The sequence below is a fragment of the Aminobacter carboxidus genome (assembly GCF_014863355.1).
GTDB lineage: Bacteria > Pseudomonadota > Alphaproteobacteria > Rhizobiales > Rhizobiaceae > Aminobacter > Aminobacter carboxidus.
Map to the genome: position 1 here is coordinate 428,167 of NZ_JACZEP010000001.1, position 15,257 is coordinate 443,423.

Genomic DNA, 15,257 nt, shown 5'->3' on the forward strand with positions numbered 1-15,257 from the left:
AAGAACGCACCGCATCCCGGTCGCAACATCGGGCAAAAAAACATCCAGTCACATTGGGGCCTAAGCATATGGATACTTCCGAAACGCCTGCAACCAACAACGACACCCTGATTGAGTTGACCGCCGACGTGGTGGCCGCATATGTCAGCAACAATCCAGTTCCGGTGGGAGAACTTCCGGGCCTGATCGCAGATGTCCACGCAGCCCTTGGCCGCGTTGGCAACGTCGCCGAGACGCCGCCTGCCGACAAGCAGAAGCCGGCCGTCAATCCCAAGCGCTCGGTGCACGACGACTACATCATCTGCCTTGAAGACGGTAAGAAGTTCAAATCGCTTAAGCGTCACCTGATGACGCACTACAACATGACCCCCGACCAGTATCGCGAGAAGTGGGGCCTTGACGCCAGCTATCCGATGGTGGCGCCCAACTACGCGGCTGCGCGCTCGCAGCTCGCCAAGAAGATGGGCTTGGGCCGCAAGCGCAAAGGCAAGTAAAGCCCTTCGAAAGATTTTCAGCTTGCGGCGCCTTCGGGCGCCGCATTGCGTTTGGGCCCGAGACGGCGCGGCCGCAGCGACAGCCTTGCCAGCTGGCCGGGAACACGCCTTCATCCGATCTCGCACCTCTTGAGCGCGATGTGGCGATTGAGGTCGTAGCTCCAGTGGCGATTGATGTCTCTGAGCCGCTCGCGTTCGATTGCCCGCTCGAGCCGCTTCCGCAGGGCCAATGTCGGTGCCGGCTCTTCCAGCGATGCAGTCGAAAGTTCGATCCCGCAGCAAAGCTGCGGGGCTGCTCTTTGCCTGGCATCGGTGAACTCCGTCAGCTTGTTTCTTTTGAACGCTGCGATTTCCCTGAAAAATCCCGCATCGCGATCCTGCCTGGTCTGACTCAGATCGGGCAATGATGCGGAAGGTTTTCAGGGTTGGCACACCTGGCGTGCTGGCGCGGCACTACAATCCGGGTGGTGGCGTTTGCCGCGACCGTAAGGTGCTGCATTGGGGGGTGGAGCACTATCCCCCAGATTGGGCTGACCGGTGGCTCAGGCGATCTGGCGGAGCGCTGCCTCGGCGTCGCGCTTGATGCGCTTGACCATGGAGCGCAGGCCGTTTGCGCGTTGGGGCGACAGATGCTCGTTGAGACCGAGAGTCTTCAAGGTCGCCTCCGCATCGATAGCCATGATCTCGCTGGCGCGATGGCCCGAAAACAGCGCAAGCATAATGGCAACGAGCCCGCGCACGATATGGGCGTCGGAATACCCCTCGAAACGGATGACCGGGTCGGCGCCGTCGCCTAGGTGGGTAACGAGCCAGACCTGGCTGACGCAGCCTTGCACCTTGTTGATGTCGGTCTGGGCGCATTCCGGAAAGGACGGAAGCGCTTCACCCAGCTCGATGACATAGCGATAGCGGTCCTCCCATTCGTCGAGGAATGAGAAGTCGTCGCGGATGGTGTCTATCGAAGCCGTCATGATGCCTTGGATATAGTCGCAGCACCGCCGGCCGTCACGAAAAAAGAAAGGCACCGCAGGTGCCAGAGGCGGACGACCTGCGGTGGGGCCTGCGCATGGGGCCGAGCCATAGTTTGGCTGACCCTATGCGCTGAACCAAAAGCGTTGGCGACCCTGTCGCGACCAAGCGCGGACGTGGGCTTGCCTGGTGGCGGGGATCAGTTGGCCGGGGCCACGGGTTTTGCGGTGGGAACGCCGGGGGGAGCTTCCGGTACGCTGCCGGTCTGCGTTGCCGTGTCAGGCTGGCCGAACTGCTGGTCGAGCGCTTGATAGGCGAGGCGTGCGCTTTCGCGGGCTCTTACGCCAATGGTCTGCATCGCGGCCTTGCCCGTCTCGCAAACGTCCGGCTTGCGCTCGCAAATGCCGGCGAGGTCGCCGACGGCTTCGCGTGCGGCAAAAATGGCCTGCAACGGGCTCACGCTGTTCTCGCCATTGGGCCCGGTGCCGAGCGGCAGCAGGAGCAGGACGAGCGAGAACCAGAATGCGGTCCTGATGAGAAAGCCCATGGTGTGCCTCTTGTGGTCTGGCGGGCCATCTTTGCGGCCTCACCTCGTGTTGAGCCGACAATGACATGAAGGAACAAAGGAGCGATTGCTGCAAATGGTGGCATTTTGCGAAGGCTTTTCACCAAAGTTTAACGGACTGGCCCGGCCTGCGGGCTTGTTCGCATAAGCAATGTCTCATGAGACTCGTAAGCAATTGATTTAAATTGAAAAACTGCAGGAGGGAGTGCTTGAGGCAGATTCGCAAGCGCCAAGTCGGCAAATAACCCCCTGTTTACCATGGCGAGAACTGTTCTCGAATGTAGGCGCCATGATCCCGATATTCGCCGCGTGACCGGGTTTCGATCGGCCAGCTTTATCCCTTCATTAAAGGCTCGGTGCGAGTTTGGGACAACTACAGAAGAGCCGCAGAGCGAGCCACGGAAGAGTGCGTAGCGTTGAGTTTTGTCATGACCAGATACGGTGAGTTTTCCGGCGCGATGGCCGGCGGCTGCGACCGGCTGGTCCATCCGTCGGCCGACGGCTGCGAGCGTTCGCGCCAGCGGCGGCTTGTCGGTCTGTTGCTGGCCGCTCCCTTTCTGGTTGCCGGGGCGGGCGTGTTTTTGGTCTCGGCCAATCTCGGCGCAGCCTCGACCTTCGCTGTCATTTTCGCCGCCTTCAGCCTGAGCTGGCTCGCCGCATTGCTGATTGCTGCTACCGGCAAGGCTGGACAGATCGGCGTGACTTCGCTTGTCGTGGCAACCGCCGCGATCGCTGCGATCGTTGCCGCTGCCGGCGGATTGACGTCGCCGGCTACATTGCTGGTCGCGGCACTTCCGCTGGAGGCGTTGTGGGTCTGGCGGACGCGCAAGGCGGCAAAGCTTGGAGCAATCGCAGCCGTTATTGCCGTGTTGGCTCAAGGTCTTCTCGGGTCGATGCCCTTTGCCGAAGTCGCTGCGGTATCCGCATGGCACTGGCTTCTGCCGGTTGCTTGGCTTGCCACTTTCGCTGCTCGTGCTGGCGCATTTCTGGATCGCCGCGTCGAACAGCAAGACGCGCCGGCCGACATGCTGGAAAAGGTGCTCAAGGCGGTTGTGCTGCGCGTGGCCCACAATGGCGACGTGACCGACGTGTCCGATCAGGCACGGACCATGCTCAGGCTGCAGCCGGAACTTTTGCTGGGAACCGCTCTGTTCGATCGCATCCATGTTGCGGATCGTGTCGGCTACCTCTGCGCGCTGGCAGACATGCGCGACGGCGCTCAGCTGCGCGAGGTTGAGCTACGCTTGCGCCTGCCGAGGCAGAACGAGGGTGACGCCGGCGACAACTTCCGGCCGTTCGTGCTCGAGTTGATGAAGGCCGAAGGCCAGGGGTTTGTCGCGGTCGTGCGCAGCAATGACACGGTCGCCGATCTGCGCGAGCAACTGGCCACGGCTGCCGATGCGGTGAGGAGTGCTGAGCTTGCAAAGAGCAATTTCCTGGCAGCCGTCAGCCATGAGTTGCGGACGCCGCTGAATGCGATCATCGGCTTTTCCGACATGCTGCTGCACGAGATGTTCGGTGGTTTCAAGGAGCCGCGCCAGAAGGAATATGTCGGCATCGTCCGTGATTCCGGCCAGCACTTGCTCGACGTGGTGAATTCGATCCTTGACGTCACCAAGATCGAATCCGGCTGCTATGCGATCACCCCCGAGCCATTCAAGTTCCGCGACGCCGTTGATATGTGCGCCTCGATGCTGGCGCTGCAGGCGCAGGCCAAGTCGCTTGACCTGGCGGTCGAAGTGGCCGCCGGCACGGGCGAGGTCAAGGCCGACCGCCGCGCCGTACAGCAGATGCTGATCAACCTCGTGTCCAATGCGGTCAAATTCACGCCTGACGGCGGCAGGGTCGAGATTGGCGCCAAGCGCCTCGGTTCGCGTCTGCATTTCTGGGTATCCGACACGGGCATCGGCATCGCCCAGGACGACCTGTCGCGGTTGGGCACGCCCTTCACGCAGATCCAGAATGACTATACCCGCCGCTTCGAAGGCACCGGCCTCGGGCTATCGCTGGTCAAGGGGCTGGTTTCCCTGCACGACGGCACGATGTCGATCGAGAGCGCGCCGGGCGAAGGAACGACTGTCACCATCAGCCTACCTGTCGAGGGACCGACCTACCGGCCCGAGCCCGCGAAGGGCGAACTGATGCGGCTTCCTGCTGGCAGGAACAAGGAGATGCGCAGTGGCCCGCTCCGCAAAGCAAGCTAAACGGCAGGTCATTGAGGAGCGCAGCCCGCTGCAGGACGGTGTCCTGGCGCTAGGCGGACTAATTGCACGCAACCCGGTGCTGGTGGGCGGATCGACGGCATTCATGGTGGCGCTGTTTTATGTCTCGGCGAATGCGCTGTGGTATCAGCCCTACGCGCACAAAGGCGCGTTCTTCTCGACCCGCGAGGCGGTCGAATTTCCCGACATGAACGAAAACGCGCCCGAAACGACGATCAAGATCGAGCGGCCGCAGGAAGCCGTGGAGGTCGTCAGGCCGCAAGGCGATCCGCGCATCGAACGGGTGCAGGGCATCCTGAAGGACCTGGCGTTCTACGACGGCACGGTTGACGGGCTGAACGGACCGGCAACGCGCGGCGCCATCCAGGCCTATCAGAAGAAGGTCGGCATGGCGGCGACCGGCGAAATTGACGCACAGCTGCTCGATCAGCTTGGCGCGGCCGACACCACTGCCGGCATAGCGCCACGGCCGACGCCGCGTGAGCAGGCGGTGCCTGCTGTGGCGCCGAAGGCGGCACCGTCGCCGACGCCGGCGCGTGCCGAACCCGCATCGGACGCCGACATCAGCGCGCGGATCATGAAGATCCAGGCCGGGTTGAAGGCGTTCGGCAACGATGGCATCGAGATCGACGGCGTTCCCGGTGCCAGGACCAAGTCAGCAATTCGCGAATTCCAGGCTCTGTTCGGCCTGCCGGAAACGGGCGAGCCCGACCCGGGCGTTTACGTCAAGATGCGTGAGATCGGCCTGACCAACTGAACCCGGCATGGATTGGCCTGTGCGCATGAACGCCAAGCCGCTATAGAGGCCTCGTCGAAAACTGCGATCGGGCCGGTCCTATGCGTCTAACCACTGACTTCTGGGTGTCGGCCCTGCTGCGTCGCGTCTTCGGCGAGGGTGGTTTTGGAGCGATACTCAATCGGGGAGCGCTCGAGGCCGGCGCGGTCTTCATTCTTACCCGCGATCGTTTCGGCCGCTCGAACCTCTACGGGCCGGCACCACAGACCAGCTACGACATGGCGCGCCCGGGAGAGCGTCAGTTCAGCCTGCTTGAAAGCGACGACGATGGCACCGCGATCGAAAAGCGGCTCGAACGCGAGCGGCGCTTTGATCCTGACATCTGGGTGGTCGAGATCGAGCCCGGCAAGACCGAAATCGTCGATCTGGTTTCGATTACGACGCCTTGAGCTGGTCGCTTTTGGCAGCGGAAGACCGCGGCCTCGGCTGAAGACGCTCGGCATTGCTGCGAATGCGGGCACCGACCGACGCAGCCTTCCAGTCGCGAACACGATCAAGCGCTACGTCGCGATGCAGTGCGCGATAGCGTTCCAGGAACAGCCTGACCGCTTCCGCGTGGGCGAATTGACCGGGCAGGATGCTGGCCGCGAGCAGGAATGCCTGTTCCTCAGTGAGGTCGAGGGCCTTGAGCGCGTCGATGAGCGAGGAGTAACCTGACTTCTCGGTGATCGAGCGAGCGGCATGCAGATCGATCTCCAGCGCGTCGGCGAGCGCCGTCTGGAAGAAGGTGTCATTGCCTGTCAGCGCCGTCGCCTTGAGTTTGTCGTAGGATGGCGCACGCTCCTCGTCCGCCACGGTCTGGCGGGGTGCGGCCGGCGTCATCATCGCGCGCAGCTTGCGACGGACATTCTCGGCGAGCTGGCCGGGAACGGGATCATTGGACACGTCGGGCGCGACCGTCACGGTCGCTTGCGATGCGACTGTTGCCGGCTCGTCCTGCTTGGCGCCTTCAGGATAAACCAGGCGCGGGCGCTCAAGCACCCGGATCAGGTCGGCGATGGTCTTGTGCAGGTTCGGGCGGCGGGCGATGGCGCGCGCGTGCGGCAGGCCGTGGCGGCCGATCAATGAGATGAGGGTGACGTCGGACAGGATCGGCGAACGGACAAGCAGCGGGGCTGCAATGTCGACGGGTTCGTCGCAGAGTTTGCGGACCAGACCGAACGGGGCGTATTCGCTTTCTGAAAGTGCTGCGGCGACGTACCGGCGGGCTTCCACCGATACCTTGTCGAACAGCGGCAGTGTGAGGTCTTCCAGTTGGCCGATCTCGCGGCGCGAAGGCCGGGGCAGAGCGCAGAATGCCGACACCGCCGCCCGGAACAGCCGTTCTGGCTTTCCGGTTTCGCGTCCAATGGCAATTTGCCTGAAGTCCGATGCTGACACGAACGGGTACGCCTGACAAAAACTCGACACTGCCTCGGAAGCGGTCGAACGCGGATACGTCTTGGCTTCCTAAGGTGAACATAAACTTAGCGAGGATTTGTTAGCGCACTGTTAACTTTGGCGTTAAGGAATACGTTTGTTACCAATTGGTTACGGCGATTTTCTATCGCGTGTCGTCAGAGACGCATGGTGATCGTTTCGGCATCGGCAATGCTGCTGCTTTCACGCGCTTCTAACGGCACTCGGCTATCAAGGTGGTGTCAAGGACGCAGTGGCAACGCCAAGAGTTGAATCAAATCTTTGGCAGTAACGGACTGTTAACCTCTCTGCTGGCCTTATCGAGGCGGAGGCGTTGCGTGCTTACTCCGGTCGAACCGAGAGGGAAATCGCGAACCATGGGCAGCGTTGTGTCATTCATGCCGCGTCGTGCGGCCATCCGCCGGTCTCCCCGGACAGCGGAAACTTCGGCATCCATCATCATCTTTCCAGGCGTGCGCTACGAGCGAACCAAGGGCGCGGCTTCGAGTGCTGGCGATCTGCGAAACGATGCGCCCCGCCGCAACGATCCGCTGCCGCGTCACTGACGGCGACTGGCGGATTGCGAGGCTTGGATTGCACGCCTGATTGGGCGTGGGCTACTGGATGTCGCAGTTGATGCCGTCGAGGAAGCGGTCGACCGTCGGCTTCCAGCTGTCGTCGGGAACGAAGGCGCGGACGACGACGATGCCTTCATCGATAGGCGTTTCGACAAAAATCGATTTCTCGAACTCGGTTGGAAGTTCCTTGCGCAGGTCGATCATCTGCGCCGGCGTGAGCACGACGAAATCGAGATTGCCGTCGGTCGCGGTGCGGTCGTTGAAGCTGTAGATGTTCTGCCCGCTCCGGTCATAGACCGAGGCCGACCAGTAGGGCACCTTGCCTGCGTTGTCGATGCGGACGACGCCTTCGGTGAGATCGAAGCGGCAGGCGGCTTCAAAGAAGGATGGATCTAGCGCCTTCACCACCGGCGTGCCGCCTATCTCCTGGTCGAGGCGGACAACCTTGTTGGGCCCGGCCACCATGGCCAAGCGCGACCAGGCATCGCGCTCGGAGAAACTGGGTACCAGAAGCAGAATAACGATGTGGGCGATGCCCGCGCCGATCAGGCCGATCGCCAGGGCATGAAGCAGCCTACGCATTGCACTGAACCCTGACGATGCGCGGCATTTCGATGCCGGACAGGCCGGTACTGCTGGCTATGGGTGTGTCGTAGAAGGTCAATACGAGGTTCATGGCGCCGACGCCGCCGACGGCAAGCCAGTTGCCCGGTTCCGGCCGCGCGCCGACCAAAACGCTGATGGAATTGTCAGCTTGGCGCAGCACCTCCAGCGAATGCATCGACGCATCGCGGCGTATCCCCGACTTGAGCGCAATGTGTGCCCTGTCAGTCGCATAAAGCGTCCAGAACCTGGCAACCGGCAGTGATCCTTCAACGCGATAGTTGCATTCGCTCTTCAAGGTGACGCCAGTGGAGTCACGATCGGCGACAAAGCTGAGGCCCTCGGCGCGGCCAAGAGCGAGAACGCCGTCGCGCGCGACGCGTGCCTTTGAGTAGGGATCGGCTTCCGGAGTGCCGATATCGGGAAATGCGGTCCACGGACCTACCGATACGGCACCGATGCCCTCTTGTGAGTTCAGCACCATGCCGACGCTGGCGGCACCGCCGCCGACGGCGACGGCGAGGGCGAGAACTATCAGGAGCGATTGTTTCAGCATGAGCCGCCGGAGAATGGAGTTGGCGGAGAAATATCCTGCCCTTTGACAGGAAGGCAAGCCGGCAGCGGCTGCAACCGGTGGGTGAACATGTGCTGGCCTGATCTTTGCCCCGATCTTTGCGTTGTCACAGCGCCGACAGCGTCTCAGGTTCGGGCGGCGCGGCGATCGCCGGCGCCTTGTGGAAGACGTCGGCGATATCGCGCAGGGCGCGCGTTGTCGTGCTGGAAAGGACCGGAGGACGATCGGAGTTGTCCACGGCCTGCTGGGTGCCATTCTTGACGGCTTCCTCAGCCTTGGCGATTGCTGCCGGATCGACGAACGGGGCCTTGATGCCAGGGATCGGCTTCAGATCGATGTTCTGGTGGGCGTAGGCCATGAAGCGCTGCCACACCATGGCCGGCAGCGAGCCGCCGGTCATGTTGTTGGTGGTCGAGAAGTCGTCGTTACCGAGCCACACAGCGGCGGTGTAGTTGCCGGTAAAGCCAATGTACCAGGCGTCACGATAGGACTGCGTGGTTCCCGTCTTGCCGGCGGAGCGGATGTTGGGGAGGGCCGCCTTGCGCGCCGTGCCGGCCTCGGGGATCTGCACCATGATCGAGTTCATCGAGGCGACCGCCTGCTCGGACAAAACGCGGTGGGGCGGTGGCGCATCCTTGCTGTAGTCGTAGATGAGTTGGCCTGAATGGGTGACGAGTTGGGTGATGCCATGACGGGTGCCGACCATGCCGTCCTGGGCCAGCACGCTGTAGCCGGTCGCCTGATCCATCACCGTCAAGCCGGATGTGCCGAGCACCATCGTCTTGTGTGAACTGACCGGAGATTCGACGCCCATCGCCTCGGCCATCGCCTTGATCGGCGGGATGGAAAGGTGATCTTTGGCCAGCCGCACGGGCACGGTGTTGATCGACTTGATCAATGCGGTCGAGAGCGTCATGCGGCCGGAATAGCCACGGGTATAGTTCTTCGGCGACCAGGCACCCCAACTGATCGGCCCATCGGAGATGACCGATTCAGGGGTGAAGCCATTCTCCATGGCGGTGGCATAGACATATGGCTTGAACGACGAGCCGGTCTGGCGCTGTGCCCTGGTGGCGCGGTTGAACTGGCTGGCACCATAGTCGCGGCCGCCGACGATGGCGCGGACAGCCCCGTTCGTCTCGATGACGACCACCGCACCTTCGGTGACGTGATATTCCTTGCCGAACTGGCGCAGGTGGAACTCGACCGACTCTTCGGCCGCTTTCTGGATATTCATATCGATGGTGGTGCGGGCGACCAGCGAGTGGATGCCGGACTTCGCCGCGATCTTCTTGACCTCGTCGAAGGCCCAGTCGAGGAAGTAGTCTGGGCTCTTGCGGTCACCGCGGTCGACGATGTCGGCGGGACGCAGCCGTGCTGACAGCACCTGGCCCTCGGTCATGAAGCCTGCCTGCACGAGGTTGCTGAGCACGACGTTGGCGCGGGCACGTGCGGCCGGAAGATTGATGTGGGGGGCATATTTGGTCGGTGCCTTGAACAGGCCGGCGAGCATCGCGGCCTCTGCAAGGTTGAGATCCTTGACCTGCTTGCCGAAATAGAAGTCGGCTGCCGCCGCAATGCCGAACGTGCCGCCACCCATATAGGCGCGGTCGAGGTAGAGCTGCAGGATCTCTTTCTTCGACAGGTTCGATTCGAGCCAGATCGACAGGAACGCTTCCTTGACCTTGCGCTCGACAGTGCGCTCGTTGGTGAGGAACAGGTTCTTGGCCAACTGCTGGGTGAGGCTCGAACCGCCCTGGACGACCGAGTTGGCCCGCACATTTTCCGACATGGCGCGTATCAGGCCAAGGAAATCGATGCCGTAGTGCTCGAAGAAACGCCGGTCTTCGGTTGCCAGCACGGCCTTGATGACGTGGTCGGGCATTTCGTCGACCGGAACCGAGTCGCGCTGGATGATGCCGCGCTGGCCGATCTCGTTGCCGTAGCGGTCCAGGAAGGTGACAGCGAAGTCGTCCTGGTTGCGCCAGTTGCCCGTGGTTTCCTGGAAGGCCGGCATGGCGAGCGCCAGCATCACCACCGAACCGCCGGCAGCCATGGTGAAGGATTCGCTCAGGACCTCGATGACACCGCGGCGCCAGCCTTTGACGCGGAAGCGGCGGAAGAAGATGGTGGAGCTCTCCCAGAACTGCTGTGCCCGGAAGCGCAGTTCATAGAGCGATGAGTCGAGCCAGGCATCAAACGCCAGCAGGCCGGCCGCGATGCGGCCCCTCTTCTTGCGTGGTGGGATGGGATTTTCCATTCGAGACGAGCCCGGCACGTGACTGCAGCCTACACCAAAACACTTTTGCTGGCGAATTCAGGGCACGCGTCCCTCGGCCCAGCTTCGACTTGTCCCCGATTTTTGTTGCCGCGACAAGAGCTAGTTGGACACACTTTGGCGATTAGAATTTTGCCTTGCACTAGGAATATATTCTTGGTAGCGTGACTGTGCTTCGATAGTATCTGGCTATCGTCAAGGAAGTGTAGCCGACAGCGCCGCACGGACAGGCAACCCCCTGAGATCATGAACATGGAGATTTCATTGGTCGTGTAAGCGAACGAGCGATGGCAGGCCTTGCGCGCGATTTTTAGAGGCGGCGGGCAGCTTGCCGGCGTGCCTGTCTACGGCATCGACAATTCGGCGTTGACCGATACGTTGCTGCAGGCGATCACTACGCTTTCTGGGCTGATTGCAATCTTCGGTCGAGTGACGGCCAAGCAGCGGATCGGCAACAACTAGCGGGCTTGCGATGAGGGGTGTTTGCGTGAATTCATTGTTCATTCCACGTTCAGCACTGCTGTATTAGAAATCCTGTCATGAAAACGCTTCGCTCCATATTCCGGCCTGCCATGACTGGGCTTTGCGCGGCTGGCCTGCTTGCCACTTCGGCGGCAGCAGCGCCCTTGCCCTCCGCGGAAGGTGGCGAGTTCATGGTGGCGGCTGCGGATTGCTATTCGATTGGCCAACAGGTGGCCGACCAGCACGGCGGCACATTGGCGCGGGCGTCCGAATCCAATCAGGGCGGACAGTCGGTCTGCGTGATCGTGGTGCTGGTGCCCGCCAAGGATGGCCAGCGTCCGCGTCGTGTCGAGGTTGTCGTGCCGGCCAACTAGCCTGGATTTCCCGCAAGTCCGGAATCGCCTATATCTCCGTCATCTTTCCACTGGTCGCAAAAACGCATGCGCATACTCGTCGTCGAAGATGACAAGGATCTGAACCGCCAGATATCAGAGGCGCTGGCCGACGCCGGCTATGTCGTCGACAAGGCCTTTGACGGCGAGGAAGGGCATTTCCTCGGCGATACCGAACCATATGACGCCATCGTGCTCGACATCGGCCTGCCGCAGATGGACGGAATCAGTGTCGTCGAACGCTGGCGTCGCGAAGGCCGCAAGATGCCGGTGCTGATGCTGACGGCGCGCGACCGCTGGAGCGACAAGGTTGCCGGCATCGATGCCGGCGCCGACGATTACGTGACCAAGCCGTTCCATATCGAAGAAGTGCTGGCGCGGGTGAGGGCGCTGATCCGCCGCTCTGCCGGTCACGCATCGTCTGAACTGTCCTGCGGGCCGCTGCGACTCGATACCAAGGCCTCCAAGGCCGACGTCAACGGTGTGCCGCTGAAGCTGACCTCGCACGAGTTCCGCCTGCTGGCCTATCTCATGCACCACATGGGTGAGGTGGTATCCCGCACGGAACTGGTCGAGCATCTCTACGACCAGGATTTCGACAGGGATTCCAACACCATCGAGGTGTTTGTCGGTCGTCTTCGCAAAAAGATGGGCATCGACATGATCGAAACCGTCCGCGGTATGGGTTACCGCATGCGCGAGCCGGAGGCGTAAGGCGGAAAAGCTGGACAAACGACTGGGGCGCTGGAAGCGTTACGCGCTGGGGCTCGGACCACGGTCGCTGGCGTTTCGCGTCATCGCGTTTTCGACGCTTTGGGCGATCCTCGCCTTTGCCTTGATCTTCACCGTCATCAGTTCGCTCTACCGCCAGACCAGCGAACGCGGTTTCGACAGCCTGTTGTCGGCGCACCTGTTCAACCTGATTGGCTCGGTCGGTGTGTCGGACAGCGGAACGCTGACCGGCGGGCCCGATCTGGGCGACCTTCGCTTCTCCGAGCCTGAATCGGGCTGGTACTGGTCTGTCGAACCGGTCTCCAAGGGCCTTGTCGGGCAACTCAGGTCATCGTCGATGACCGAGCCGGTCGCATCGGCGGGTGTCGAAGACGTGCCGTTCAACGACGAGTTCCAGCGTCACTATCGGGTAGCCGGCATCGGCGGCGAGGAACTCGAGGTCTTCGAGACCGAATTCGTGCTCGATTCGCAAAATCGCATCGCGCGGTTTCGCGTCATGGGCAACCGCACCGAACTCGAAGATGAGATCAGCGGTTTCGAATGGCGCCTGTTCACCTATCTCTCGCTGTTCGGCATCGGCATGATCGCAATCAATGCGATCGCCATCCTGCTTGGCCTGCAACCGCTGGCGCGCGTGCGCAATGCGCTGGCCATGGTGCGCGAGGGCACCGCACAGCGCCTGACCGGCCGTTTTCCGGCCGAAATCCAGCCGCTTGCCAACGAAACCAATGCGCTGATCGAAAACAATCGCCGCATCGTCGAGCGGTCGCGAACCCAGGTCGGCAACCTGGCGCATTCGCTGAAAACACCACTGGCGGTCATGCTGAACGAGGGACGCGCATTGGGCGGGCCCAAGGGGCAGCTCATTGCCGATCATGCGACGGCGATGCAGAAGCAGATCGACCACTACCTGCAGCGCGCGCGGGTGGCGGCGCAACGCGAAAGCGTGGTCTACCGTACCCCTGTCGGGCCGCTGCTGCAGCGCATGGTGCGGGTGATGGAAAAGCTGTCGCGCGGTGCGACGTTCTCGCTGAACTTGCCGGCGACCGAGGTGGTATTCGCGGGCGAACGCGAAGATCTCGAAGAGGTCGTCGGCAATCTGCTCGAAAACGCGATGAAATGGGCGCACAGTGCCGTGAAGGTTTCTGTCGAGACGGCGGCGCCGGTGGCAGAGGAGCCACCCCGGTTTTCGATCCTGATCGAAGATGACGGGCCGGGAATTCCGGAGGACAAGGCGCGCGAGGCGTTGCAGCGAGGCAAGCGCCTCGATGAGACCAAGCCGGGTACCGGCCTTGGGCTCGCCATCGTCGCCGATCTGGTGAAGGAGTATGGCGGCACGCTTCGACTTGAGCGCTCGACCATGGGGGGATTGAAGGCCGCCGTGGAGTTGCGCGGCGTGCAATAGCGACAGCTGGAGAAATGGCTGGCCGAATCGGCCCCATTTCGGCCAAAGATGCAATCTAACGCGGCGCCAAGCCCTTGTAAGCGGACGCAAATTCGGGACCGGTGATGAGCAAGAGACTTCAAGTGGCACTGGTTGCGGGACTGCTAGCCGGCTCAGGCTGCACGACCACTGGCCTGGGCAGCGGCAGCGGCGTTGTACCATCGCTTGGCGGTGGCGACGACGGCGCCTCGAGCGGTAAGGTTGCTGCGCGCATCATCAATGCCATGGATGGTGGACTGATCGGCGGCTCGATCGGCGGCGGCTTGAACGATGGCGACCGGCGCAAGGCGCTGGAAGCCGAGTATCGTGCGCTCGAATATGGCCAGGGCGGACAGGCCGTTGCCTGGAAGGGCGAAGGCCGTTCCGGCGAAGTCGTTGCCGCGCAGCCATATCGTGTCGGCTCCCAGGATTGCCGCCAGTATTCGCAGACCGTCTTCACCACGGGAACACCGCTGGTTGCGCGTGGAACGGCCTGCCGTAATGCAGATGGAAGCTGGACGCCGCTGACGTAGATACTCACGCGTTGTTGCTTTGGCAAAGACGCCTGAACCGTCAATAAGCCGCAGCACGGAGATGTTGGCAGCCTGGTGGCTGCTGGCTATTTAGGTGACATGCTGTTCTGGGTCATAGCCGCCGTTCTGACGCTTGGTGCGAGCCTTGCGGTCTTGTTGCCGCTCACGCGACGAGCCGAGGGCGAAGCTGACGCCAGCCATGACCTGGAAGTCTATCGCGATCAGCTTGGAGAAGTCGACCGTGATGCGGCACGCGGATTGATTGCCCCCTCCGACGCTGAGCTAGCGCGCGCCGAGATCGCGCGCCGCATCATCAAGCTTGATGCGGAGAGTGCACGGCAATCCAAAAAGACATCCCAGCTTGCGCCACGCCAGGTAGGCGTCCTTGCCGTGCTTGCAGTTCCGCTGCTGAGCTGGGGCATCTATGCCGCGATCGGCTCGCCGAGCGTTCCCTCACAGCCACTGAGCGCGCGCTTGTCGCAAAAGCCGGCGGACAGTTCCGTCGACGAACTGATCGCTCGTGCCGAGGCGCATCTCGTTGCAAACCCTTCCGACGGCCGCGGCTGGGACGTGCTGGCGCCCGTCTATCTCAGGATCGGGCGCGCCAACGACGCCGTCACCGCCTATCGCAACGCAATCCGCATCCTCGGCTCGACGACTGCACGCCAGGCCGGCCTCGGCGAAGCCATCGCCGGTTCAGCGGGCGGGATCGTTACATCTGACGCACGCGTCGCCTTCGAAGCCGCGCTGAAGCTTGAGCCCGCTGATCCCAAGGCCCGTTACTTCCTGGCGCTGGCGTTTGCCCAGGAAGGCAAGATTGCCGACGCGGCTACAGCCTGGCGGTTGTTGGCCGAAAGCCTGCCTGTCGACTCGCCCTGGCGTGCGGCAACGGATCAGGCGATAGCCCAGGCCGAGGCGCGCGCGGCGCCGTCCAAGGAGACGGCTGGCGCGCCGGCTCCAAGCCAGGATGATATCGATGCTGCTGCTTCCATGTCGTCGGGCGACCGAACGGCAATGATCGAGGGCATGGTGGCGACGCTTGACGAGAAGCTGCGGCAGAACCCGCGCGATCCGGAAGGCTGGCTGCGGCTGGTGCGTTCATATCAGGTGCTCGGCAAGACCGACCTGGCGCAGGCTGCGCTTGGCCGCGCCTACGCCGCACTCGGCCGCGACAGCGAGGACGGGCGCAAGCTGACGGAACTTGCTGGGTCGCTTGGCCTGAAGGTCACGGAGTAGAC

General features: G+C 62.4%; 16 protein-coding genes. 10 read left to right on the top strand and 6 right to left on the bottom strand.

The window, feature by feature from the left end; all coding sequences use genetic code 11:
• Window positions 1-68 precede the first annotated feature (68 nt).
• Window positions 69-494, top strand: a complete 426-nt coding sequence (locus IHE39_RS02000) for a Ros/MucR family transcriptional regulator (RefSeq protein WP_184769313.1) — start codon at window positions 69-71, stop codon at window positions 492-494.
• 542 nt (window positions 495-1,036) lie between these two features.
• Here the strand turns inward: IHE39_RS02000 and IHE39_RS02005 are convergent.
• Both IHE39_RS02005 and IHE39_RS02010 read right to left on the bottom strand, forming a co-directional pair.
• Complete coding sequence (locus IHE39_RS02005) at window positions 1,037-1,465, bottom strand: SufE family protein (RefSeq protein ID WP_192565349.1); 429 nt, start codon at window positions 1,463-1,465, stop codon at window positions 1,037-1,039.
• A 197-nt stretch (window positions 1,466-1,662) separates the two neighbouring features.
• Window positions 1,663-2,010 carry a DUF5330 domain-containing protein gene (locus tag IHE39_RS02010; protein WP_184769311.1) on the bottom strand — a complete coding sequence of 116 codons (348 nt, stop codon included), beginning with the start codon at window positions 2,008-2,010 and terminating at the stop codon, window positions 1,663-1,665.
• Between the two features lie 446 nt (window positions 2,011-2,456).
• Between IHE39_RS02010 and IHE39_RS02015 the strand changes: the two genes are divergently transcribed.
• From IHE39_RS02015 to IHE39_RS02025, 3 genes are all read left to right on the top strand, one after another.
• The gene (locus IHE39_RS02015) at window positions 2,457-4,232 is read left to right on the top strand and encodes a sensor histidine kinase (protein ID WP_246485362.1); all 1,776 of its coding nucleotides are present in this window, start codon (window positions 2,457-2,459) and stop codon (window positions 4,230-4,232) included.
• Window positions 4,207-5,007, top strand: a complete 801-nt coding sequence (locus tag IHE39_RS02020) for a peptidoglycan-binding protein (protein WP_192565350.1) — start codon at window positions 4,207-4,209, stop codon at window positions 5,005-5,007. Before IHE39_RS02015 ends, IHE39_RS02020 begins: the two co-directional genes overlap by 26 nt.
• Before the next feature lie 80 nt (window positions 5,008-5,087).
• Window positions 5,088-5,435: a DUF1491 family protein gene (locus IHE39_RS02025; RefSeq protein ID WP_184769309.1), complete on the top strand. Its 348-nt coding sequence runs from the start codon at window positions 5,088-5,090 to the stop codon at window positions 5,433-5,435.
• Here the strand turns inward: IHE39_RS02025 and IHE39_RS02030 are convergent.
• From IHE39_RS02030 to IHE39_RS02045, 4 genes are all read right to left on the bottom strand, one after another.
• Entirely contained in the window at window positions 5,422-6,426 is a 1,005-nt protein-coding gene (locus tag IHE39_RS02030; protein WP_192565351.1) for a DUF2336 domain-containing protein, read from the bottom strand. The genes IHE39_RS02025 and IHE39_RS02030 overlap by 14 nt on opposite strands.
• 635 nt (window positions 6,427-7,061) lie before the next feature.
• Window positions 7,062-7,604, bottom strand: a complete 543-nt coding sequence (locus tag IHE39_RS02035) for a DUF1254 domain-containing protein (RefSeq protein WP_192565352.1) — start codon at window positions 7,602-7,604, stop codon at window positions 7,062-7,064.
• Entirely contained in the window at window positions 7,597-8,181 is a 585-nt protein-coding gene (locus tag IHE39_RS02040; protein WP_192565353.1) for a DUF1214 domain-containing protein, read from the bottom strand. The genes IHE39_RS02035 and IHE39_RS02040 overlap by 8 nt, the downstream gene beginning before the upstream one ends.
• 124 nt (window positions 8,182-8,305) lie before the next feature.
• Window positions 8,306-10,459, bottom strand: a complete 2,154-nt coding sequence (locus IHE39_RS02045) for a transglycosylase domain-containing protein (RefSeq protein WP_192565354.1) — start codon at window positions 10,457-10,459, stop codon at window positions 8,306-8,308.
• A gap of 315 nt (window positions 10,460-10,774) precedes the next feature.
• Between IHE39_RS02045 and IHE39_RS02050 the strand changes: the two genes are divergently transcribed.
• The 6 genes from IHE39_RS02050 (at window position 10,775) to ccmI (ending at window position 15,255) form a co-directional block, all read left to right on the top strand.
• Entirely contained in the window at window positions 10,775-10,939 is a 165-nt protein-coding gene (locus IHE39_RS02050; RefSeq protein WP_184769304.1) for a hypothetical protein, read from the top strand.
• Window positions 10,940-11,016: 77 nt separating this feature from the next.
• The gene (locus tag IHE39_RS02055; protein ID WP_192565355.1) at window positions 11,017-11,313 is read left to right on the top strand and encodes a hypothetical protein; all 297 of its coding nucleotides are present in this window, start codon (window positions 11,017-11,019) and stop codon (window positions 11,311-11,313) included.
• A 66-nt stretch (window positions 11,314-11,379) separates the two neighbouring features.
• On the top strand, window positions 11,380-12,045 hold the full coding sequence (locus IHE39_RS02060) for a response regulator transcription factor (protein WP_184769302.1): 666 nt from the start codon (window positions 11,380-11,382) through the stop codon (window positions 12,043-12,045).
• 46 nt (window positions 12,046-12,091) lie between these two features.
• Window positions 12,092-13,468 (top strand): ATP-binding protein, encoded by a 1,377-nt coding sequence (locus IHE39_RS02065; protein ID WP_434781289.1) that lies wholly within the window; start codon window positions 12,092-12,094, stop codon window positions 13,466-13,468.
• Between the two features lie 104 nt (window positions 13,469-13,572).
• Window positions 13,573-14,019: an RT0821/Lpp0805 family surface protein gene (locus IHE39_RS02070; protein WP_184769301.1), complete on the top strand. Its 447-nt coding sequence runs from the start codon at window positions 13,573-13,575 to the stop codon at window positions 14,017-14,019.
• 99 nt (window positions 14,020-14,118) lie between these two features.
• Window positions 14,119-15,255 (top strand): c-type cytochrome biogenesis protein CcmI, encoded by a 1,137-nt coding sequence (gene ccmI, locus IHE39_RS02075; RefSeq protein ID WP_192566016.1) that lies wholly within the window; start codon window positions 14,119-14,121, stop codon window positions 15,253-15,255.
• Window positions 15,256-15,257 lie beyond the last annotated feature (2 nt).

Coding starts and splice junctions, on each gene's coding strand:
- IHE39_RS02025 (WP_184769309.1), top strand. CDS start 5,088: ATGCGTCTAACCACTGACTTCTGGGTGTCGGCCCTGCTGCGTCGCGTC.
- IHE39_RS02010 (WP_184769311.1), bottom strand. CDS start 2,010: ATGGGCTTTCTCATCAGGACCGCATTCTGGTTCTCGCTCGTCCTGCTC.
- ccmI (WP_192566016.1), top strand. CDS start 14,119: ATGCTGTTCTGGGTCATAGCCGCCGTTCTGACGCTTGGTGCGAGCCTT.
- IHE39_RS02005 (WP_192565349.1), bottom strand. CDS start 1,465: ATGACGGCTTCGATAGACACCATCCGCGACGACTTCTCATTCCTCGAC.
- IHE39_RS02045 (WP_192565354.1), bottom strand. CDS start 10,459: ATGGAAAATCCCATCCCACCACGCAAGAAGAGGGGCCGCATCGCGGCC.
- IHE39_RS02070 (WP_184769301.1), top strand. CDS start 13,573: ATGAGCAAGAGACTTCAAGTGGCACTGGTTGCGGGACTGCTAGCCGGC.
- IHE39_RS02040 (WP_192565353.1), bottom strand. CDS start 8,181: ATGCTGAAACAATCGCTCCTGATAGTTCTCGCCCTCGCCGTCGCCGTC.
- IHE39_RS02060 (WP_184769302.1), top strand. CDS start 11,380: ATGCGCATACTCGTCGTCGAAGATGACAAGGATCTGAACCGCCAGATA.
- IHE39_RS02055 (WP_192565355.1), top strand. CDS start 11,017: ATGAAAACGCTTCGCTCCATATTCCGGCCTGCCATGACTGGGCTTTGC.
- IHE39_RS02000 (WP_184769313.1), top strand. CDS start 69: ATGGATACTTCCGAAACGCCTGCAACCAACAACGACACCCTGATTGAG.
- IHE39_RS02015 (WP_246485362.1), top strand. CDS start 2,457: ATGACCAGATACGGTGAGTTTTCCGGCGCGATGGCCGGCGGCTGCGAC.
- IHE39_RS02035 (WP_192565352.1), bottom strand. CDS start 7,604: ATGCGTAGGCTGCTTCATGCCCTGGCGATCGGCCTGATCGGCGCGGGC.